The following is a 17,856-nucleotide window of genomic DNA, read 5'->3' on the forward strand; positions in this document are numbered from 1 at the left end:
CCATGATCATGTCGGCCTGCTGGCCACTCCAAGGGATGTCGCTTGCGCAGAAGGCCGTGCTGATCTCGCTCGCGGACAACGCCAACGACCAGGGCGTGTGCTGGCCGTCCATCGCGACCATCGCCAAGCGGATCTGCGCATCGGAGCGCGCGGTGCAGAACGCCATCAAGTGGCTGGAGTCGGCGGGCATCGTGCTGGCCAATCGGAACAACGGCCGGCACACGAGTTACACCATCACCCCCGCAGCATATGCACCCCCGCAGGAAATGCACCCCCGCACGGCGTGCACCGGTGCAGCAGATGCACCCACCCCCGCAGCAGATGCGGGGGACCCCCGCACCAGATGCGTCCCACCCCCGCACCAGGTGCCGTCTAACCGTAAAGAACCATCAGAAGAACCGTCATTGAACCGTCAAGGCGCGCGGCGTGCGCCGCGAGTTGCGTTGCATGACGAGCTTCGCCTGATCGAACTTCCTGAAGGCATCACGCCGGATGTCTGGGCGATGTGGTGCGAGCACCGCGAGGCGAAGGCCAAGGACGCGCCCTGGACGCGCGGCGCCGCAACGGTGTCGATCAAGCGCCTCGTGAAGCTGGCTGCCGCCGGGCAGTCGCCGGAAGTGACGATCGAGGAAGCCGTGCTGCGCGGCTGGACCGGACTGTTCCCGGTCAAGAGCGATCCCGGCGGCGCAGGCCAGACCGGTGCGATGTCTTACGCCATGAGTCCGGATTGGTGGAAAACGTCGAGCGGCATCGAGTCTCGCGCCGCGCAGCTCAACCTGAAGCAGAAGGAAGGCGAGACGTTCATGCACTTCAAGGTCCGCGTGTTTAAGGCGGCGGGCCCGGGCGAATGGATGGAAGACATGCTGCGCACGGTCGGCCGCGAGAGCGAAGAGCGGTACGAGCAGCTCTACGCGTACTTCAACGACATCCCGCGCGACAAGAACGGCAATTCGGAGGCTGCATGACGAAGCGCTCCGCACCCTGGCCGATGTACGTCCCTGAGGGCACGAAGAAGGTCGGCACCGCGCGTGTGCGCGACGCCGGCGTCCTTCCGGCCATGACGGCCGCGCAGCGCGAGATCTACAAGCGGACGGGCAACCCGCCGCAGAACTCCGCGCTGGACGACATCGATGTCACCGACCCGTTCGATCCGTCGCTCACCCGCGCGCCGAAGAAGCCGCCGAAGTACCGCAACTCGAAGTGCGAGCACGACGGCATCAAGTTCGACAGCGAGAAGGAGCGCTCGCGCTGGTTCCACCTGATCCAGTTGAAGGCGGCGGGCCGCATCCGTGATTTGCGCCTGCAGGTCCCGTACGTCCTCACCGCACGCAAGCAGCGCGATAACGGCACGTGGGAGCGCGCATCGAAATACGTCGCGGACTTCGTCTACTTCGACGTCGACGCGGGCAAGGAGGTCGTCGAGGACGTGAAGTCAGTCGCGACGCGGAAGAACCGCACCTACATCCAAAAGCGTAAGCAAATGCTGGCGGTGCACAACATCACGATCAAGGAAATCTGATGGGCACGACCAAGAAACCGCGCAAGCAGTACGTCCCGAAATCAAAGCGCAAGGACATCATTTCGTTCATATCGAATGGCTCGGAGCCGCTCGACCTAGGCACGCGCACGTCGATCTTGACTGCCGTGCACGCTGCGGCGTTCTCGCTGTCGCGCGGCACGAACGAAAAAGACGCCTGGCATACGGTGACGAACGCCCTCAACATCGCGCAGATCTTGTGTGAGGACGCCGGGAACCGCGAGATCGGCATCAACATCATCTTCGCCGCCCAGAACGCCATGATCGAATGCGCCGAGAACTACCACACTCGCGCGCGCCTTGTGTTCGGTACTGGTGGCTTACCCGCTGTGAATGCTGGTATCGAACTGTTCGAGCAGTTGCTTGAGACGGTCTCGAAGCTGCAATACACGCGTGCAAACGGCGAATCGCTGCGGCGCGTCGAGTCGCGCCAAGTCGTTCGCGTGAAGCGTGGCGCGCTGACGAAGCGCTTCGAACTGGAGGCAGCGTAATGGTCACGAAGCTCTGGACGACGGTTGAGGTTGCTGCTCTTCGTGAAGCATGGCCGACGGATGCCCCGATGGAATCGATGGCTGCGAGATTCGGCCGCTCAAATGAAGCCGTGCGCAGCAAAGCGCGGGAATTGCAGCTCGGCCTTCGCCCTGACGCGAACAGGCCTTGGACGGAAGCAGACGACGCAGAGCTGCGACGGCTCTGGGCGGAGAAGGGATCCCTGAAAAGCCACCTTCACCGATTGCCCGGCCGATCGTGGCGCGCCGCGCTTGAGCGTGCGAAACGACTCGGCCTCACCGCGCGCGGTGGAAATCTGAAGAACGTGTCGTTCTCGTGGGTGGATGTGGAAGTTCGCAAGGCGCTGGCGGACGGCCGGCAGATGACCGTGACGCAGATCTATCGGCGCGTGAAGGCTGCGCGCGGCACCGTCGCGGAAGTTCTCGAGCGCAGTCACGGAACGGCGTACCGCATCGCTGGCTGGGGGCGCACGGACCACGGCACCGCGGGCGCGTTGTGGCCGGTCTGGGCGATCGGCAGCGAGCCGGACGTTCCCCGGCCGCCTGCTCGAAGCCGCAATCAATACATGCGCGACTGGCGCGCGGCGCGGCGCGTCAAGAGCGGCGCCATCAATCCTTTCTCAACAATCGCGCAGCAGGTGGCCGCATGAAGCTATATATCGCGGGTCCGATGTCCGGGTATCCCGAACTCAACTTTCCGGCGTTCCACGCGGAGGCCGCACGGCTGCGTGGCTTTGGCTTCGAGATCGTGAGTCCGGCAGAGATCAACGTCGATCCCAGCGCAGGCTGGCTTGCGTGCATGCGCGCCGACATTAAGGAGCTCGTCGAGTGCGACGGCATCGCGCTTCTGCCGGGCTGGCAGGCGTCGGCCGGTGCGAACGTCGAACACAGCCTCGCGCGCGGACTGGGCCTTCGAGTCTTTGTCGCTTCGCACCTTGTGGGGCTGTGCGGTGACATGCCTGTCCTCGATGTGACGGTGCTCGGTGTCATAGGCGCGCCTGCTGTGGTGCAACTGTGAAGCGCTCATCCATCCAACGCAAGACGCCGCTGGCGCGCTCAGCGTGGCCGCTGGCGGACCGCTCGACTGCGCAGCGCCGTTCGACTCTGAAAGCTCGCGTGAAGAAGCCGACCGTCGAGCAGGGCTCGAAGTATCTGGCGGCGTGCCGCGGCGAGTCCTGCTACCTGCGCGTGCTCGGCGTGTGCATCGGTCGCAATACCGTCGTGCCGTGCCATTCGAACCAGGCGCGCCATGGCAAAGGAATGGGCATCAAGGCGAAGCACGAATTCACGGTGCCCGGCTGCCAGGCGTGCCATGCGTGGATAGATCAGGGCCCGGCGCCGCGCGAAGCGAAGTTTCGGCAGTGGGATGTGGGATACGCGCGCTGGGAGCCGGTGCGCGCCGCGAAGATGGGTTTGACGGAGGAAGCAGCGTGAGAACGATGGAACCGATGCAGGTACAGGCGTATGTGATGGCCCCGCGTGTGACCGTGCTCCGAACTGGCCGTGGGAGAGGACGTCAGGTCGTGACGAACGAGCCGAGCCCGGTACACACGACCGCCTATGGCCTGCGCCGCAAGCCGAATCGCTACGGCGCCGACGTCGCCGTCGAGGTGCTGGCATTCATTCCGCCGAACGCGCGGACGTGGGTCGGCGAGAAAAGCACGGCATGGGTGGACGAGGATCATGCGTGGATCGGCTGCCTCATCCAAGACAACAAAAAGACGCTCGCCGCGTTCTTGGAAAGCGGTGATCAGGAATGGCTCGCCGCAGATGCGCCGGTGCCGGCAAAGCAAGGAGACGCAGCATGATCGACTCATCGAAACTCGAACCGCTCTTCGATCAGGAGGCGTGCCGCAAGGCCGTGGCCGAACGCGCGCGCGATCTCGCGGGATCGCCGGTGAAGCTTCCGGATGCAATCGCCGAACTGATCGCAATCGGCTTCGAGGCCGGCATGAAAGGAGGCGCGAAGTGATCCCTGACAACTTCGATCCGCTGTGGGTGGCGCTGGGCATCAAGCGCCGTGACTGGACCCGACCGACACCGCCGAAGCAATGACCGAATACGTCTACATCGACATATCCCGCATCCCGCGCCCGCTGGTAGACACCGCCGCCTGCCGCGATGACGGCGAGCAGAAGCACATCGCATTCATCGGCTGCGCCATCGTCGGCATTGAGCAGGACAGCGGCGAGGTGCAGTTTCCTTGGCCGAGCCCCGGCGAGCTGCGCGAGGAACTGGAGAAGTGGCTCGACTACTGGTCCATCCCGTATAGGGTCGATCGATGAGGCGCTTCGAGTTTATGGATCCGGCAGTCGTCCTTGAGCGTAAGCAGGACGGCACATGCCTCGGATGCGCGGCGCTGGAACTATCTCGCTGGGGCGGCACGCGCAAATACGTGTGCAGCCAAGGGAATCAAAAGGCGTCGACGGAATGGACCGCGATGCGTCGATGCAAGAAATACAAATCGGAGGATGTATGACGGAGCAAGAACTCACAACCCGCCAAAGCAATGCCGCCGACGACAACATGAATCGGTGGGTCGACTGGTGCCGCACGCGCCGTTTCTTCGCGCCGCAGGTGAAGCAGAACGTTTTGGCCCGTCTGCAACCGCCGCGCGCGCTGAGCACTGGCGAACCGGACTCGTTCCTCGAAGCGGACATGCCATACCTCAACATGGCAATCCATGCGCTATGCGAGCAGGGCGGCCATGATGATGAGGCTGAGTGCTTTCTCGGGATCTACTGGTTTCGCACGAATATCAAGGCGCTTGCGGCCGAGCGGCAGTGCGCCCGCGGGACCATCTACAATCGCGCGCGCCGCTTTGCGATCCGGGCGCAGTCCCTGAGCCGATCGATCCGGCGCGTGCACGAGCAGCACATGGGGGAGAAGTGTTCAAAAATCATTGAACAAAATAGTTGTACTACCGATTGAACACTTTGAGCTAAAATCACGCCCTAATAGATAGGCTGCATCACTGCCTCTAAAGCCCGGACGGTTCGCCGCTCGGGCTTTTTCATTGGTGCGGCGTGTGCGCGATAGCCTCGTTCGAGGCTAGTTCACGAACCTCACTGTTGCAACCTGCTAATGCCGACCAGACCAATGCGCCCTTGCAAGCATCGCGGGTGCAGCGCTCTCGTGCCTGGTGGCAAGACGTACTGCGAGCAGCACGCAAGCGAAGAAGTGAAGTGGAAGCCTGATGCGGTGCGCGGCAATCGCCACGCGCGCGGCTACGGCAACGCATGGGTCAGGCGTCGTGATCGCATCCTGTTGCGCGACTGCGGACTGTGTCAGGTCTGCCGTCGTGCTGGGCGCGTCACGGTGGCGACTGAGGTCGATCACATCCTGCCCAAAGCGCAGGGCGGCACCGATGACGACGAGAACCTCCAGTCGATCTGCAAGCCCTGTCATGCGACGAAGACAGGCAGCGAGCGCCGCTAGCGCGCTCATTCGTTCCGCTCAATAGAGCCTACCTCGGGACACAAGATGACGACCACGATCGAACTATTCGGTCGCGGCGACCAAGCACGTCTGGTCGTTGCGCATGCCGTTGTTGATGACGCAGACCTTTCATTGGTCAGCGGGTATCGATGGACTGTATGCAAGGATGGGTATGCGATCCGGCGCGCGGGTGGTCGCTACATCTATATGCATCGGGTCGTGCTTGGATTGGAGAAGGGTTGCAAGCTGGTCGCGGATCACATCAACCGAGACAAGCTGGACAATCGGCGATGCAATCTTTGTGCAGTCACCATCGCAGCCAACACGCAGAATCGCGGCGCAGCGAAGCGCAACACCACTGGTTATCGCGGGGTTATGCAAGTGGCCAGCGGACGGTACCGCGCGACGGCGGCGGTCAATGGGCGCGTTGCGCGGCTCGGCCTTTTCGACACGGCACACGAAGCCGCAGAAGCGGCGCGAGCGTGGCGCGCAGCGAATCAGCCTTGGAACGTTGAGCCGCTGGGCCTCGGTCGTGAAACTGCTGCGTGAAGACAACGCAATCACGGGGACGCACCGCGATGGTGCGTAAAGAGTACCGATGCCCAAAAAATAGGCAGGTAGAAAATGCAATAGAAGTTCCCTATGGGGGTGGTGGTGCAAAAGTCCAGGCCTAACGCGCTTGGGACCGACCGCTCCATCAGATTTTCACGACCGCGAAAAATGAAAATCGGTTTTGGCGGCGCGCGGCGAGATCTCGGGTAAAAGTTACAACGGCATTCGCCGGAAAATGGTTGCAAAAACGGAGAGAAAATGGCCGGCGTCAAAGGCCGCTCCGGGCGCCGCGCCAAGCCCACGGCCAAAAAGGAACTGGCCGGCAATCCGGGCAAGCGGGCGTTAAATAAGGACGAGCCTGACTACGGTCAGGTCACCAACATTGATTGCCCCGCGTGGATCGAGGGCTATGCCGCCGAGATGTGGGCGCGCGTCGCGCCGTCGCTCTGCAAGCACAAGATCGTGCAGGTCACGGATCTGCACAACCTCGAGCTGTTCTGCGAAGCGTACGGCCGGCACCGCCTCGCGAGCGAGGATCTGCGCAGAAACGGCCTGGTCGTGATGAGCGCACAGGGCGCGCCGATGAAAAATCCGGCCGCGACGATCCAGAACGAAGCGGCGCGGCAGATGGCGACATTCGGCGCGCTGCTCGGGCTGGACCCGTCGAGCCGCCAGAACATGGTGGGCGGCGGCAACAAACGGCCCGACAACCCTTTCGGCGCGCTGCTCGGCAGCTAATCATCGATGGCAACAACGTATCCGCGCGTGGAGCAAGGTCTCCAGTTCGCGCGCGACGTCGTGCGCGGCAAGCGCCCGGCGGGGCGATTTGTCGTGCTCGCGTGTCAGCGGCATCTCGACGAGCTAGCGGCGAGCAGGAAGAAAGAGTTCAAGTGGAAGTTCGACGCGGCGACGGCTGAGAAGAAGCTCGCGCTGATCGAGCTGATGCCGCACACAAAGGGTGAGTGGGCATTCAAGCGCCAGCTCGTGACGCTCGAGCCATGGCAGAAATTCGGTCTGATGTGCACCTTCGGGTGGCTGAACAAGCGCACGGGCAAGAGGCGGTTCCGCGAAAGCTACTGGGAAGTGCCGCGGAAGAATGGGAAATCCGTGATCGCGGCGGGCGTTGGCATCGGCATGTTCGTGCTCGACGATGAGTTCGGCGCCGAGGTGTATGCCGGCGCGACGACCGAGAAGCAGGCTTGGGAGGTGTTTCGGCCCGCTCGGCTGATGGTGAAGCGCTCGCCGCTGCTCATCGAGGCTGCGGGCATCGAGGTGAACGCCTCGAACATGAATAAGCCGGAGGACGGCAGCCGCTTCGAGCCGCTGATCGGCAATCCGGGCGACGGCGCGTCGCCTTCGTGCGCGATCGTTGACGAGTACCACGAGCACGACAGCTCGGCGCTGTACGAAACGATGCTGACGGGCATGGGCGCGCGGCGCCAGCCGCTGATGTTCGTCATCACGACGGCCGGCGCGAACATCGAGGGGCCGTGCTACGACAAGCGGCGCCAGACGATCGAAATGCTCGAGGGCACCGTGCCCGACGACGAGCTTTTCGGGTGGATCTGGACGATCGACGAGGGCGACGACTGGACCGACCCGCGCGTGTTGGCGAAGGCCAACCCGAACATAGGCATATCGGTCTACCAGGAGTATCTGGAGAGCCAGCAGCAGCGCGCGATCAAGTCCGCGCGCTTCACGAACACGTTCAAGACAAAGCACTTGAACGTGTGGACGTCGGCGAAAGCGGGCTTCTTCAACCTCGAAGACTGGAAGGCTTGCGAAGACACGACGCTCACGCTTGAGCGCTTCGAAGGGCAGGAATGCATTCTGGCGCTCGATTTAGCGCGAAAGCTCGACTTGAACAACATGGCGCGGCTCTTCTGGCGCGACATTGACGGCCGACGGCATTACTACAGCGTCGCGCCGCGCTTCTGGGTGCCGGAAGACACGGTGAAAAACACCGAGAACCGGCGCATGGCAGAGCGCTATCAAAAGTGGGTAAATACCGGCCATCTATTTGAAACTGCCGGCGCGGAAATCGACTATCGCGACATCCAGCACGAAGCGGTGTTGTCGAATCACAGTTGTCCGGTGCAGTGCGTTCCGATGGACCCACACGGTGCGACGAATCTCGCGCACCAACTCGAGGATGAAGGGCTGACGCCGGTCACCATCATCCAGAACTACACGAACATGTCCGATCCGATGAAGGAACTGGAGGCCGCGATCACCTCGGGCCGGTTCCATCACGACGGAAATCCGATCATGACCTGGTGCGTGAGCAACGTGGTCGGGAAGAACCTGCCAGGTAACGACGATGTCGTGCGGCCGATCAAGCAGGGCAGCGACAACAAGATTGACGGCGCCGTGGCGCTGATTATGGCGATTGGCCGGGCCATGCTCGACGGGCAAACCGGCTCCATCGGAGATTTTCTTTCGAGCCCGATTATCGTATGAAGCAGAGCAAGCAAAAGTCGCCGGGGCGCTTTAAGGCGAGCGTTCTGAAGTGGCTTGGCGTGCCTATTTCATTGACGGACGGTTCGTTCTGGGCGGCTTGGGGCGGGATGAGCTCGTCGAGCGGCGAGTCCGTGACCGTCGATTCGGCACTGCAACTTTCCGCGGCGTGGGCGTGCGTGCGGCTGATCGCCGAAACGATCGCGACGTTGCCGCTGAACCTCTACCTGAAAGCAGCGGACGGAACGCGCTCGATCGCGTCATCGCATCAGCTGTATTCGATCCTGCACAGCCAGCCGAACGCCGAGAACACGGCAACGGAGTTCTGGGAAGTCATCGTCGCGAGCATGTTGCTATGGGGCAATGGCTACGCGCGAAAGCTTCGCTCTGCGAGCGTGCTGATCGGCCTCGAATTGATGCTTCCGCAGCGCACGCAGGTGAAGCGCCTCAAAGACGGGTCGCTGCAATACACGTATCAGGACATCGACGGCACGACGTCGACGCTCTCCGAAGACGACGTGCTGCACTTCCGAGGCTTCAGTCTGGACGGGATGCTGGGGCTCTCGGCGATCGCGTACGCATGCGAGGTGCTCGGCAACGCCACGGCCGCGAATAAGACGAGCAGCAGCGTGTTCCGGAACGGGCTGCGCCCGTCCGGCGTGTTGTCGACAGACCAAGTCTTGGCGAAGGACAAGCGCGAAGAGATCCGCACGAGCTTGACGACGCAGTTTGGCGGCGCCATGCAGTCCGGCAAGACGATGGTGCTCGAAGCCGGCATGAAGTATCAGGCGATCACCATGAATCCGGGTGACGTCCAACTGCTCGAAACGAAGGCCTTCAACGTCGAGGAAATCTGCCGCTGGTTCCGCGTGCCGCCGTTTATGGTCGGTCACAGCGAAAAATCGACGAGCTGGGGGACCGGAATCGAGCAGCAGATGATCGGTTTCCTGACGTTCTCGCTGCGTCCGTGGCTCACGCGCATCGAACAGACGGTGCGCAAGGGCTGCCTCACGCTCGCGGAGCGCGATAAGTACTACGCCGAGTTTTCAGTCGAGGGTCTTTTGCGCGCTGACAGCGCCGGGCGCGCGGCTTTTTATTCGCAGATGACGCAGAACGGGCTCATGTCGCGCGACGAGTGCCGCGTGAAAGAGAACCTGCCGCCGATGGGCGGGAATGCCGCCGTTCTGACGGTCCAATCGGCGCTTCTGCCGATCGACAAGCTCGGCGAACAGTCCGACGCGACGGCGGCGCAAGACGCCCTCAAGAATTGGCTCAGCCAGGAGCAAAAATGAATCGCAAGAGCGGAAAAGGCGGCTACAAGGTCCGCGCGTTCGATCTCGATGTGAAATCGGTTGATGACGCGGGCCACTTCTCCGGTTACGGCTCGGTCTTTGGCAATGTCGACAGCTACGGCGAGATCGTCGCGCCTGGCGCGTTCGGGAAGAGCCTCACGGAACTCAAGGCGAGCGGGCGCGCGCTGCCCATTCTCTGGCAACACGACAGCTATACCCCAATCGGGTCGTGGTCGGGCCTGAAAGAGGACGATCACGGCCTCTTTGGCGATGGCGAGTTGTGGGTCGACGATGCCCCGAACGCGAAGATCGCGTACCGCGGCATGAAGTCGAAGGCGATCACGGGGCTGTCGATCGGCTACTACGTGCTCGACTCCAGCTACAACGAAAAAACCGGCGTGCGCACGCTGAACGAGCTGGATCTCGTCGAGATCAGCATCGTGACGAATCCGGCGAACCCCGACGCGCGCATCGAGGCCGTCAAATCGGTCATCGCGCACGGCGGCATGCCATCCCTTTCTGAGTTCGAGCGGTTCCTGCGCGAGGCAGGCTTCTCGAAATCGCAGTCTGCGGTAATCGCCAACCGCGGGCTGAAGCACCTGCTCCAGAGTGAGTCTGGCAGCGAGGCGAACGATGTAGGCAATCGGCTGCTGGACAGCCTCAAATCCATTTCTTTCTGAGGAAACTCAACATGCAACGCAACATTCTGGGCAAGGTTTTCATGGGCGCGAGCGTTCTGCTGGCCATGGTCTTCGCGGTCGACGCGCATGCCGCATCGATCGTCGTGCAACACGCTCTGCAGCATGGCGACATGCTGGGCGCGATCGGCGATCACGCGTGGACGCTCGCCGGCATCGGCTCGATCGCTGCTGCCGAAGGCTTCCGCCGCAAGAACGGCGGCACGGGCGGCGACAATCCAGAGCAAGTCATGGAAAAGGTGACGGCCGAGCTCAAGCGGATCGGTGACGAGGTGAAGAAGTCGGGCGAAGAAGCGCTGAAGCAGGCAAAGTCGGCTGGCGATGTCAGTGTCGAGACGAAGGCCAAGGTCGACGAGTTGCTCCTGAAGCAGGGTGAACTGCAAGCGCGTCTGACCGAAGCTGAGCAGAAGCTCGCGCGCCGCGGCAGCGAAGGCAGCGAGCAGGTGAAGTCGCTCGGTCAGATGGTCGTCGAAAACGATGCCATCAAGGCGGTCATGACGGCTCGGGAGGGCAAGGCCCGTATCGCTCTCAAGGCCATCACCAGCCTCACGACGAACGCTGATGGTTCGGCCGGCGCGCTGGTGGAAACGCAGCGCGTGCAGGGCATCGTGGCGCCCCCGGAGCGTCGGATGACTGTGCGCGACCTGCTCACGCCGGGCCGTACGACCTCGAACGCGATCGAGTACATCCGGGAAACCGGCTTCACGAACAACGCCGCGATTCAGGCGACGGAAGGCGCTGCCAAGGCAGAGTCGACGATGAAGTTCGATCTGCAACAGACGTCGGTCGCAACGATCGCGCACTTCGTCAAGGCATCGAAGCAGATCCTCGATGACGCGGCGATGCTCGCTTCGTACATCGACGGCCGCCTGCGCTACGGCCTGGCATATGTCGAGGAACTGCAACTGCTCAAGGGTTCGGGCACCGGTGGAAACCTGAACGGTATCTACACGCAAGCCACGGCCTATGCGGCGCCGTTCGTGCTCGCCGATGCGACCAGCATCGATATGCTGCGCCTTGCGCTGCTGCAATCGGAGCTCGCCGAATTGCCGGCCACGGGCATCGTGCTGAATCCGACCGACTGGACCCGAATCGAACTGACGAAGACCACGGACGGCGCGTATCTCTTCGCCAATCCGCAGTCGATCGCCGGTCCGACTCTCTGGGGCCGTCCGGTCGTGAACACGCAGGCGATGGACGTCGACGCGTTCCTCGTCGGCGCGTTCAAGCTCGGCGCACAGGTGTTCGATCGCGAAGACGCCAACGTGATGGTGTCGACGGAGGACGCCGACAATTTCACCAAGAACATGGTGACCATCCGCGCTGAAGAGCGCCTCGGCTTGGCGGTTTACCGCCCGCAAGCGTTCACGAAGGGCGATTTCGGCCTGGTGTCGTAAGCGGAGCGGCAGGAAGCGTTGAGACCTGAAAGCCGCCTCTCCGGAGGCGGTTTTCTTTTGGGAGATGGAAATGAGCAAATCGACTCCGAAAGCGACAACCGGCTTCATGCACGGCAAGAACTATCGGAAGGGCGACGCCGTGCATGAGACCCCGGAAGTTGTCGCTGATCTCGAAAAGGCGGGCCTCGTGACGACGATGCCGGAGCCGGAAGGCAAGGCGGCGCCGACGCCGAGCAACAAGAAGGCTCCCGAGCCGGAAAACAAGGCAAGGGTGGCGAAGTAAATGGCCGATCCGACGCCGATCATCACGACCGAGCAAGCGCTAGCGCATCTGCGCGCGGACGCGGGCGTCGAGGATGATTTGATCGCGCTGTACGTCAGCGCAGCGGTCCAGTCGGCATCCGACTATCTCGACCGGAAGATCTACGCCACCGCGCAGGACATGGCCGCGGCCGTACTCGATGACACTGCTGGCGACGATCCGATGGTGATCAATGACACCGTGCGCGCCGCGATCCTGCTGATCCTCGGCCAGATGTACGCGTATCGCGAGGACGTCGTCGTCGGCACGTCGTCGAGCGTCATGCCGCTGCCGATCGGCTCGCGGCAACTGCTGTTTCCGTACCGCGCGGGGCTCGGCGTCTGATGCGCGCGGGCGATCTGGATCGGCGCGTGCGCATCGAGCGCAACAGCGGCGGGTTCGACGACATCGGGCAGCCGATCGAAGGCTGGACGGAAGTCGCGACGGTATGGGGCAACGTCCGCATGCTGACCGGCAAGGAAACGCTCACGTCAGACGCTGACGTCGGCACCGCGTCGGCGAGCATCCGGATTCGGTACCGGACGGACATCACGAACGGCATGCGCGCCATCGTTGACGGCGTCGTGTTCAACATCGGCGCGCCGCTGCCGGATCTCGCGGGCCGCGAGTACGTCGATCTGCCGTGCACGACCGGGGCGAACAATGGCTAGCGCGGAATCCGTCACGTTCGGCGCGATCAAGGCGCTTGCCGGCGGCCGTGTGTATCCGGACGTCGCGCCCGCTGGCGCGGCGCTGCCTCGGATCGTCTATCAGGGCGTCGGCGGCGTTGACGAAACCACGTTCGACGGCGCCGACACGCTGCAGAACAGCCGCATGCAGGTCGTTGTTTGGTCGACGACGCGCGGCGAGGCAGCAACCATCAATAAACAGGTTCGTGCTGCGCTGACTGCCGAGCCTGTTGGCGGCGTGCCGATCGGCGCGCCGGTGAGCGTCTTCGAAGACGACACGAAGCTTTATGGCAGTCAGCAGGATTTCTCAATCTGGTATCAGGAGTGAACCCATGACCAGCACCGCAATTTCGTCGCAAGGCACGAAGATCTCGAAGAACACCGGCACGACGCAGACGCCGGTCTGGACCGCGGTCAAGAACGTGTCGAACCTGAACGGCTTTTCCGGCTCGGCGAGCGACATCGATGTGACCGACTTCGACAGCACCGCGAAGGAGTATCGCCAAGGGCTCCAGGACTGGGACACGGTGTCGTTCGACATCAACGTCAACATGAAGGAAGCCAGCCACGCCGCGCTGCTCGCCGACAAGCGCTCGGGCGTGGTTGCTCAGTATCAGGTGATGCTGAGCGATGGCACGACCATCGAGTTCGAAGGCTACGTGAAGTCGTTCCCCATCACCGCCGGCGTCGACGCTGTGGTGAAGGGCACGGTCGCAATCAAGATCTCCGGCGACATCGATGTCACGCCGGCGGAAGCCTAAGGAGCGCTCGCGCATGCTGACGAAAGAGCAACTCCTGTCGCTGGGACAGCCGACCGTCGAAACGGTCAACGTCGAAGGGCTCGGCGAGATCCGCGTCAAGGTGATGGACGGTTTCGCCCGCGACGCACTGCAGAAGACGCTGCAAGAACAGGGCACGAGCGATAGCGTCTACTTCTCCGCGGTCATCGTCGCGACGGTCGTCGACGACAAGGGCGCGCCGATGTTCACCACAGCCGACCTCGACACGCTGCGCGGCATGAGCGCCGAGACGGTGCGTCGAATCGGTCTTGCGTGCACGAAGGTCAACGCGCTCGGAACGTCTCAGGCGCAGGAAGCAGAAAAAAACTAAGACGCCATCCAGAGCGACTCTTCTGGCACCGCCTAGCGCTCGCGCTCGGCATGTCAGTCGCGCGAGCGCAACGCGAGATCGACAGCGTTGAGTTCGCCGACTGGATGGCGTTCTACAACATTGAGCCGTTCGGCGAGCGCATTGCGGACATTCGCATGGGCATGCTGGCGGCGACGACAGCAAACATCCACCGCGACCCAAAAACGAAGGCGTTCGAGCCTGCCGATTTCATGCCCTGGGTGAGGCAGCCGAAAAAGGAAATCCTGTTCGACGATCCGAAGGACCAGGCGCGTTTCGTCGCGCTGGCTCTGTTCGGCATCGACATCAAGCAAGCGAAGGGCAAGAAGTTCAAGGTCAAACGGAGATCAGGTGGCGAAAAAGATTGAGATCGTCAATCCGACCGCGCTCACCGACTATCTCGATCGGCTGGAAACGGTTGCGAGCGAAGAAGTGCTGCGGCAGGCCGCGGTCGCGGGCGCGCGCGTCATCCATTCCGAGGTTCGTCTGCGCGCGCCGGTCGGCACGCCATATGAGCGAAAGGGATCGCAGCACGTGCCCGGCACGCTCAAGCGGTCGATCCTGATCGCCTACGACAAAGAGGAATCGATCGCTGGCCACCTCGCCATCTATCTGGTGACCTGGTCGAAAGATGCCTTCTACGGGCGATTCGTCGAGTTCGGCACGTCGCACTCTGCCGCGAAGCCGTTCCTTCGTCCGGCATTCGAGGCGACGAAGCGGGCGGCCGCAGATGCCGTCATCGAAGTGATTCAGAAAAAGGCTGAGGAGGCCGCGCGTGGCGAATGAAACCGTCGTTAAGGTAGGGGCCGACTCGTCCGGCTATACCGCCGAACTCGACAAGGCCCGCAAATCCGCTACTGCGTTCATGAACACGCAGTCGGAAATGGCGCAGCGCGCGGCGGTTGCGCAGGACGCCATTGCCGAGGCGACCGCGAGCGGATCGGATGCCAGCGCGCGCGCGGTGAAAGCTTTCACTGACGCGCTGCTGAAGAACGCTTCCACGGCCGGCAAATCGCGCGCCGAGATCCTCGCAATGCGAGCGGCGAATCTCGGGCTGTCCGACTCGGTCAAGCCATACATCGACCAGATCGCGAAGGCATCGGAGCACACGCACAGTTTCAGCCTGGAGTCATCGGCGGCGAAGCGCGAGCTGCTCGTGCTCGGGCACGAACTGTCGCAGGGCAATTACAAGCAGTTCGCCGGCTCCCTGCTGGTGATGGCAGAGGCGACGGGCGCATTCAACATGCTGCTCAACCCGGTCGTGCTCGGCGTCGGTGCGTTCGTCGGCGTGCTGGCAATCGCTGCCCATTCGACGTTCGCTGCGCGCGAGCAGTTGGCGGCTTACGGTGAGACGGTCGAGAAAATCTCGAAGCAGACGGGCCTGTCCACTGACGACGTCCAGAAGTTCGGGTTCGCCGCGAAGACGGTCGGCATCGAGACGAAGGATGCGGCCGAGGCGCTCGCCGATCTAACGAAGGCGCAGAATGAAGCGCAGCACGGCAACAAGGACGCGGCGGCCGCGTTTGCGGCGGTCGGCGTCTCGCTGAAGACGCTGAAGTCCGCGTCTCCGGAAGATCTGCTCGCGCGCGTCGCGGACGCGTTCTCGAAGAGTGCGGACGGTGCCAGTAAGGCAGCAGTCGCCAACGAGCTGTTCGGGACCGCCGGCAAGAACCTGATTCCGTTGCTCGACCAAGGGTCGGCGCGGCTTGCGCAGCTGGGAGCCACCGCGACCGACGTCGGCGCCGTGCTCTCTGCGAAGACGATCGCGCAACTGTCCGCGCTTCAGGAGCAGCTCGAACTGTCGCACGCGAAGATGGATGCGTTGACTCTCGCGGCGAAGACCGCGCTGCTGCCGACGATCATCAATCTGACGGACGCCCTTGCCGACAACGTCGCGATGAAGCCGCTACTGAACGACTTCTACGCTGGCGTCGCGATCATCATGAAGACAGCGGCGAGCGCGGTCGCGACGCTCGTCGCAGCGTTCGAGGAAACATCAGAAGTTATCGCCACGCTGGTGACAGTGGTCGCCTACGGGATGACGGGCCAGTTCAAGATGGCCGCGGCGTCCGCGCAGGCCGGCTACGACAACCTGAAGAAGCAGGGGCAAGGTTACGCTGACTTCATGTCGCGTCTCTGGTCGAATACCACGCCGGGTGGAGATTCTCACGGCGCGGCGCCCACCGGTCAGATCAACTTTTCGAAGGGCGACAACGCGCCGAAGGCGTATCAGGAAAGCCGCGCCGACTCGTTGATGGATCAGGCGAAACAGGCGCAGGCCACCCTCGAGGCATCGCTCAGCGGACAGGAAAAGCTGACCGGCTGGGCGGCGAAAGAAGTCGAGTTGCGCGCGGAGATCGACAGCCTCGCCGGCAGGACGCTGACGAAGGCGCAGCAGAGTGTCGTCGCGCATCAGACCGAGCTTCTGGCTCAGTACAGCCTCAACGCGTCGCTTGAGAAGCAAATCGACCTGAGAACGCGCATCGACAAGCTGAACACCGAGGCGTACGAGACCAACTCGAAGATCCAGGACCAGAACGACGCGCTGTCTGCGCAGCACAAGATCCAACTCGACACTATGACGCTCGGCACGAAAGAACGGCAGCGTCAGATCGAGTTGCTGAACATCGAAACGGAGCGGCAGAAGGAGCTTGCCGACTGGCAGAAGAAGGCGATCAACGCGCGGCTCGACGGTACGCCGCAGGATACCGAAGAGCGGGCGTCAATCAACAGCCGCTTCGACGCCCGCCGCGACGAAACCACAAGTTTCTTTGATCGAAGCGATCTGGCCAGCCAAAACTGGGTGGCCGGCGCGAAGGGCGGTCTTCAGGACATCATCGACAAGACGAACGATCTCGCGTCGGCCGCGAATAACACCGCGCAGAACTCGATCGCCAGCCTGGGCGATGCGGTCGCCGATTTTGCGACGACCGGCAAGCTCAACATGGGCGACTTCGTGAAGGCGGCTATCGGCAGCCTGATCAAGCTCGAAACCGAAGCGCTCATTGCCAAGGCGATCCTCGCGTCATTCAACTTCTTCGGCGCGGCCGGAAGCGAGGCTGTTGGCGCCTCGGCAACGAGCACGCCAGACGATCTCATTTCCGGGTACGGGCACGCCACCGGCGGATACATCGCCGGACCCGGCACGGGCACGAGCGACAGCATTCCTGCGCGTCTCAGCAACGGCGAATTCGTGATGACGGCTGCGGCTGTGCGGCGCATCGGAGCCTCGAATCTTGACGCCATGAACAACGGCGCTGCCGTGCACAGCGTCGCGCGTTTCGCTTCGGGTGGCCTTGTCGGCGCCGCGTCCGGCGTCTCACCGAGCGCTCGCGCCGGCGACATCAACATCGACGCGCCCGTAACCGTGCAGGGCGGCGCTGACGCCGGCGCCAACGCGTCCGGCGCTGCCGATCTGCAGAAGAAGATCACCGCCGCAGTGCGCGCGGTCGTCGTGAATGAGCGCCGCCAGGGCGGAGCCTTGTGGAAGATGCAGAACGGGATCGCGTAATGGCCGACACCTTCATCTGGAAGCCGACCGTCGCGGGCTCGTCTGGCGACGTGACAACGAAAGTCCGTGAGGCCGCCTTCGGCGATGGGTACACCCAGCGCGCCGCAGACGGCCTTAACAACGTCTCGTCCAGCTTCAGCTATCAGTTCGTGAACGACGCGGCGACGATCAGCGCGATCCTCGCGTTCCTGCGCGCGCATGGGGGCGCGACGTCGTTCTACTTCACTCCGCTGCTGTGGGCAGCGCCTGCGCTCTTCGTTTGTAAATCGTGGAGCGAGCCGACGCGTGACGGCGGCGTCTACACGATTACCGCGACGTTCGATCAAACCTTCGCACCGTAAATCTCG

Annotated in this window: 27 protein-coding genes; all 27 read left to right on the forward strand. The window is 62.9% G+C overall.

Going from position 1 to position 17,856, the window contains the following annotated elements; translation table 11 throughout:
• Nucleotides 1-2: 2 nt before the first annotated feature.
• The 27 genes from QCE88_RS33530 to QCE88_RS33660 all read left to right on the forward strand — a co-directional run bounded on the left by QCE88_RS33530 (nucleotide 3) and on the right by QCE88_RS33660 (nucleotide 17,850).
• On the forward strand, nucleotides 3-965 hold the full coding sequence (locus QCE88_RS33530) for a helix-turn-helix domain-containing protein (RefSeq protein WP_309911000.1): 963 nt from the start codon (nucleotides 3-5) through the stop codon (nucleotides 963-965).
• Nucleotides 962-1,519 carry a DUF1064 domain-containing protein gene (locus QCE88_RS33535; protein WP_309909672.1) on the forward strand — a complete coding sequence of 186 codons (558 nt, stop codon included), beginning with the start codon at nucleotides 962-964 and terminating at the stop codon, nucleotides 1,517-1,519. The genes QCE88_RS33530 and QCE88_RS33535 overlap by 4 nt, the downstream gene beginning before the upstream one ends.
• Nucleotides 1,519-2,028, forward strand: coding sequence for a hypothetical protein (locus QCE88_RS33540; protein WP_309909673.1), 510 nt, complete (start codon nucleotides 1,519-1,521; stop codon nucleotides 2,026-2,028). Before QCE88_RS33535 ends, QCE88_RS33540 begins: the two co-directional genes overlap by 1 nt.
• Nucleotides 2,028-2,696 (forward strand): hypothetical protein, encoded by a 669-nt coding sequence (locus tag QCE88_RS33545; RefSeq protein ID WP_309909674.1) that lies wholly within the window; start codon nucleotides 2,028-2,030, stop codon nucleotides 2,694-2,696. The genes QCE88_RS33540 and QCE88_RS33545 overlap by 1 nt, the downstream gene beginning before the upstream one ends.
• Nucleotides 2,693-3,064: a DUF4406 domain-containing protein gene (locus QCE88_RS33550; RefSeq protein ID WP_309909675.1), complete on the forward strand. Its 372-nt coding sequence runs from the start codon at nucleotides 2,693-2,695 to the stop codon at nucleotides 3,062-3,064. Before QCE88_RS33545 ends, QCE88_RS33550 begins: the two co-directional genes overlap by 4 nt.
• Nucleotides 3,061-3,480 carry a nuclease domain-containing protein gene (locus QCE88_RS33555; protein WP_309909676.1) on the forward strand — a complete coding sequence of 140 codons (420 nt, stop codon included), beginning with the start codon at nucleotides 3,061-3,063 and terminating at the stop codon, nucleotides 3,478-3,480. Before QCE88_RS33550 ends, QCE88_RS33555 begins: the two co-directional genes overlap by 4 nt.
• 89 nt (nucleotides 3,481-3,569) lie before the next feature.
• A complete protein-coding gene (locus tag QCE88_RS33560) occupies nucleotides 3,570-3,854 on the forward strand; it encodes a hypothetical protein (protein WP_309909677.1) in 285 nt (94 codons plus the stop codon).
• Nucleotides 3,851-4,018 carry a hypothetical protein gene (locus tag QCE88_RS33565; RefSeq protein ID WP_309909678.1) on the forward strand — a complete coding sequence of 56 codons (168 nt, stop codon included), beginning with the start codon at nucleotides 3,851-3,853 and terminating at the stop codon, nucleotides 4,016-4,018. The genes QCE88_RS33560 and QCE88_RS33565 overlap by 4 nt, the downstream gene beginning before the upstream one ends.
• A 79-nt stretch (nucleotides 4,019-4,097) precedes the next feature.
• Nucleotides 4,098-4,331: a hypothetical protein gene (locus QCE88_RS33570; RefSeq protein WP_309909680.1), complete on the forward strand. Its 234-nt coding sequence runs from the start codon at nucleotides 4,098-4,100 to the stop codon at nucleotides 4,329-4,331.
• A 190-nt stretch (nucleotides 4,332-4,521) separates the two neighbouring features.
• Nucleotides 4,522-4,977 (forward strand): hypothetical protein, encoded by a 456-nt coding sequence (locus QCE88_RS33575; protein ID WP_309909681.1) that lies wholly within the window; start codon nucleotides 4,522-4,524, stop codon nucleotides 4,975-4,977.
• Nucleotides 4,978-5,130: 153 nt separating this feature from the next.
• Nucleotides 5,131-5,484 (forward strand): HNH endonuclease, encoded by a 354-nt coding sequence (locus QCE88_RS33580; RefSeq protein ID WP_309909683.1) that lies wholly within the window; start codon nucleotides 5,131-5,133, stop codon nucleotides 5,482-5,484.
• A 45-nt stretch (nucleotides 5,485-5,529) separates the two neighbouring features.
• Nucleotides 5,530-6,033: an HNH endonuclease gene (locus tag QCE88_RS33585; protein WP_309909685.1), complete on the forward strand. Its 504-nt coding sequence runs from the start codon at nucleotides 5,530-5,532 to the stop codon at nucleotides 6,031-6,033.
• Nucleotides 6,034-6,294: 261 nt separating this feature from the next.
• A complete protein-coding gene (locus QCE88_RS33590) occupies nucleotides 6,295-6,774 on the forward strand; it encodes a phage terminase small subunit P27 family (protein ID WP_309909687.1) in 480 nt (159 codons plus the stop codon).
• 6 nt (nucleotides 6,775-6,780) lie between these two features.
• On the forward strand, nucleotides 6,781-8,496 hold the full coding sequence (locus QCE88_RS33595; RefSeq protein ID WP_309909689.1) for a terminase large subunit: 1,716 nt from the start codon (nucleotides 6,781-6,783) through the stop codon (nucleotides 8,494-8,496).
• A complete protein-coding gene (locus tag QCE88_RS33600; RefSeq protein WP_309909690.1) occupies nucleotides 8,493-9,785 on the forward strand; it encodes a phage portal protein in 1,293 nt (430 codons plus the stop codon). Before QCE88_RS33595 ends, QCE88_RS33600 begins: the two co-directional genes overlap by 4 nt.
• Nucleotides 9,782-10,465: an HK97 family phage prohead protease gene (locus QCE88_RS33605; protein ID WP_309909691.1), complete on the forward strand. Its 684-nt coding sequence runs from the start codon at nucleotides 9,782-9,784 to the stop codon at nucleotides 10,463-10,465. Before QCE88_RS33600 ends, QCE88_RS33605 begins: the two co-directional genes overlap by 4 nt.
• Before the next feature lie 11 nt (nucleotides 10,466-10,476).
• Entirely contained in the window at nucleotides 10,477-11,880 is a 1,404-nt protein-coding gene (locus QCE88_RS33610) for a phage major capsid protein (protein ID WP_309909693.1), read from the forward strand.
• Nucleotides 11,881-11,950: 70 nt separating this feature from the next.
• Entirely contained in the window at nucleotides 11,951-12,163 is a 213-nt protein-coding gene (locus tag QCE88_RS33615; protein ID WP_309909694.1) for a hypothetical protein, read from the forward strand.
• The gene (locus QCE88_RS33620) at nucleotides 12,164-12,526 is read left to right on the forward strand and encodes a head-tail connector protein (protein ID WP_309909696.1); all 363 of its coding nucleotides are present in this window, start codon (nucleotides 12,164-12,166) and stop codon (nucleotides 12,524-12,526) included.
• Nucleotides 12,526-12,852, forward strand: coding sequence for a phage head closure protein (locus QCE88_RS33625; RefSeq protein WP_309909697.1), 327 nt, complete (start codon nucleotides 12,526-12,528; stop codon nucleotides 12,850-12,852). The genes QCE88_RS33620 and QCE88_RS33625 overlap by 1 nt, the downstream gene beginning before the upstream one ends.
• Nucleotides 12,845-13,198 carry a DUF3168 domain-containing protein gene (locus QCE88_RS33630; RefSeq protein WP_309909699.1) on the forward strand — a complete coding sequence of 118 codons (354 nt, stop codon included), beginning with the start codon at nucleotides 12,845-12,847 and terminating at the stop codon, nucleotides 13,196-13,198. The genes QCE88_RS33625 and QCE88_RS33630 overlap by 8 nt, the downstream gene beginning before the upstream one ends.
• A gap of 4 nt (nucleotides 13,199-13,202) precedes the next feature.
• Nucleotides 13,203-13,631: a phage tail tube protein gene (locus tag QCE88_RS33635; protein ID WP_309909700.1), complete on the forward strand. Its 429-nt coding sequence runs from the start codon at nucleotides 13,203-13,205 to the stop codon at nucleotides 13,629-13,631.
• Nucleotides 13,632-13,644: 13 nt separating this feature from the next.
• Nucleotides 13,645-13,980: a hypothetical protein gene (locus QCE88_RS33640; RefSeq protein WP_309909702.1), complete on the forward strand. Its 336-nt coding sequence runs from the start codon at nucleotides 13,645-13,647 to the stop codon at nucleotides 13,978-13,980.
• A 104-nt stretch (nucleotides 13,981-14,084) separates the two neighbouring features.
• Nucleotides 14,085-14,366 (forward strand): DUF4035 domain-containing protein, encoded by a 282-nt coding sequence (locus tag QCE88_RS33645; protein WP_309909704.1) that lies wholly within the window; start codon nucleotides 14,085-14,087, stop codon nucleotides 14,364-14,366.
• Entirely contained in the window at nucleotides 14,350-14,784 is a 435-nt protein-coding gene (locus tag QCE88_RS33650; protein ID WP_309909706.1) for an HK97-gp10 family putative phage morphogenesis protein, read from the forward strand. The genes QCE88_RS33645 and QCE88_RS33650 overlap by 17 nt, the downstream gene beginning before the upstream one ends.
• On the forward strand, nucleotides 14,774-17,509 hold the full coding sequence (locus QCE88_RS33655) for a phage tail tape measure protein (RefSeq protein WP_309909707.1): 2,736 nt from the start codon (nucleotides 14,774-14,776) through the stop codon (nucleotides 17,507-17,509). Before QCE88_RS33650 ends, QCE88_RS33655 begins: the two co-directional genes overlap by 11 nt.
• A complete protein-coding gene (locus tag QCE88_RS33660; protein ID WP_309909708.1) occupies nucleotides 17,509-17,850 on the forward strand; it encodes a phage tail protein in 342 nt (113 codons plus the stop codon). Before QCE88_RS33655 ends, QCE88_RS33660 begins: the two co-directional genes overlap by 1 nt.
• The last annotated feature ends 6 nt before the right edge of the window (nucleotides 17,851-17,856 follow it).

The organism is Caballeronia sp. LZ035 (genome assembly GCF_031451175.1).
Lineage (GTDB): Bacteria > Pseudomonadota > Gammaproteobacteria > Burkholderiales > Burkholderiaceae > Caballeronia.

Bases quoted from the DNA above. Each gene is read 5' to 3' on its own strand.
- QCE88_RS33530 (WP_309911000.1), top strand. From the start codon at position 3: ATGATCATGTCGGCCTGCTGGCCACTCCAAGGGATGTCGCTTGCGCAG.
- QCE88_RS33535 (WP_309909672.1), top strand. From the start codon at position 962: ATGACGAAGCGCTCCGCACCCTGGCCGATGTACGTCCCTGAGGGCACG.
- QCE88_RS33540 (WP_309909673.1), top strand. From the start codon at position 1,519: ATGGGCACGACCAAGAAACCGCGCAAGCAGTACGTCCCGAAATCAAAG.
- QCE88_RS33545 (WP_309909674.1), top strand. From the start codon at position 2,028: ATGGTCACGAAGCTCTGGACGACGGTTGAGGTTGCTGCTCTTCGTGAA.
- QCE88_RS33550 (WP_309909675.1), top strand. From the start codon at position 2,693: ATGAAGCTATATATCGCGGGTCCGATGTCCGGGTATCCCGAACTCAAC.
- QCE88_RS33565 (WP_309909678.1), top strand. From the start codon at position 3,851: ATGATCGACTCATCGAAACTCGAACCGCTCTTCGATCAGGAGGCGTGC.
- QCE88_RS33570 (WP_309909680.1), top strand. From the start codon at position 4,098: ATGACCGAATACGTCTACATCGACATATCCCGCATCCCGCGCCCGCTG.
- QCE88_RS33575 (WP_309909681.1), top strand. From the start codon at position 4,522: ATGACGGAGCAAGAACTCACAACCCGCCAAAGCAATGCCGCCGACGAC.
- QCE88_RS33580 (WP_309909683.1), top strand. From the start codon at position 5,131: ATGCCGACCAGACCAATGCGCCCTTGCAAGCATCGCGGGTGCAGCGCT.
- QCE88_RS33585 (WP_309909685.1), top strand. From the start codon at position 5,530: ATGACGACCACGATCGAACTATTCGGTCGCGGCGACCAAGCACGTCTG.
- QCE88_RS33590 (WP_309909687.1), top strand. From the start codon at position 6,295: ATGGCCGGCGTCAAAGGCCGCTCCGGGCGCCGCGCCAAGCCCACGGCC.
- QCE88_RS33595 (WP_309909689.1), top strand. From the start codon at position 6,781: ATGGCAACAACGTATCCGCGCGTGGAGCAAGGTCTCCAGTTCGCGCGC.
- QCE88_RS33600 (WP_309909690.1), top strand. From the start codon at position 8,493: ATGAAGCAGAGCAAGCAAAAGTCGCCGGGGCGCTTTAAGGCGAGCGTT.
- QCE88_RS33605 (WP_309909691.1), top strand. From the start codon at position 9,782: ATGAATCGCAAGAGCGGAAAAGGCGGCTACAAGGTCCGCGCGTTCGAT.
- QCE88_RS33610 (WP_309909693.1), top strand. From the start codon at position 10,477: ATGCAACGCAACATTCTGGGCAAGGTTTTCATGGGCGCGAGCGTTCTG.
- QCE88_RS33615 (WP_309909694.1), top strand. From the start codon at position 11,951: ATGAGCAAATCGACTCCGAAAGCGACAACCGGCTTCATGCACGGCAAG.
- QCE88_RS33620 (WP_309909696.1), top strand. From the start codon at position 12,164: ATGGCCGATCCGACGCCGATCATCACGACCGAGCAAGCGCTAGCGCAT.
- QCE88_RS33625 (WP_309909697.1), top strand. From the start codon at position 12,526: ATGCGCGCGGGCGATCTGGATCGGCGCGTGCGCATCGAGCGCAACAGC.
- QCE88_RS33630 (WP_309909699.1), top strand. From the start codon at position 12,845: ATGGCTAGCGCGGAATCCGTCACGTTCGGCGCGATCAAGGCGCTTGCC.
- QCE88_RS33635 (WP_309909700.1), top strand. From the start codon at position 13,203: ATGACCAGCACCGCAATTTCGTCGCAAGGCACGAAGATCTCGAAGAAC.
- QCE88_RS33640 (WP_309909702.1), top strand. From the start codon at position 13,645: ATGCTGACGAAAGAGCAACTCCTGTCGCTGGGACAGCCGACCGTCGAA.
- QCE88_RS33645 (WP_309909704.1), top strand. From the start codon at position 14,085: ATGGCGTTCTACAACATTGAGCCGTTCGGCGAGCGCATTGCGGACATT.
- QCE88_RS33660 (WP_309909708.1), top strand. From the start codon at position 17,509: ATGGCCGACACCTTCATCTGGAAGCCGACCGTCGCGGGCTCGTCTGGC.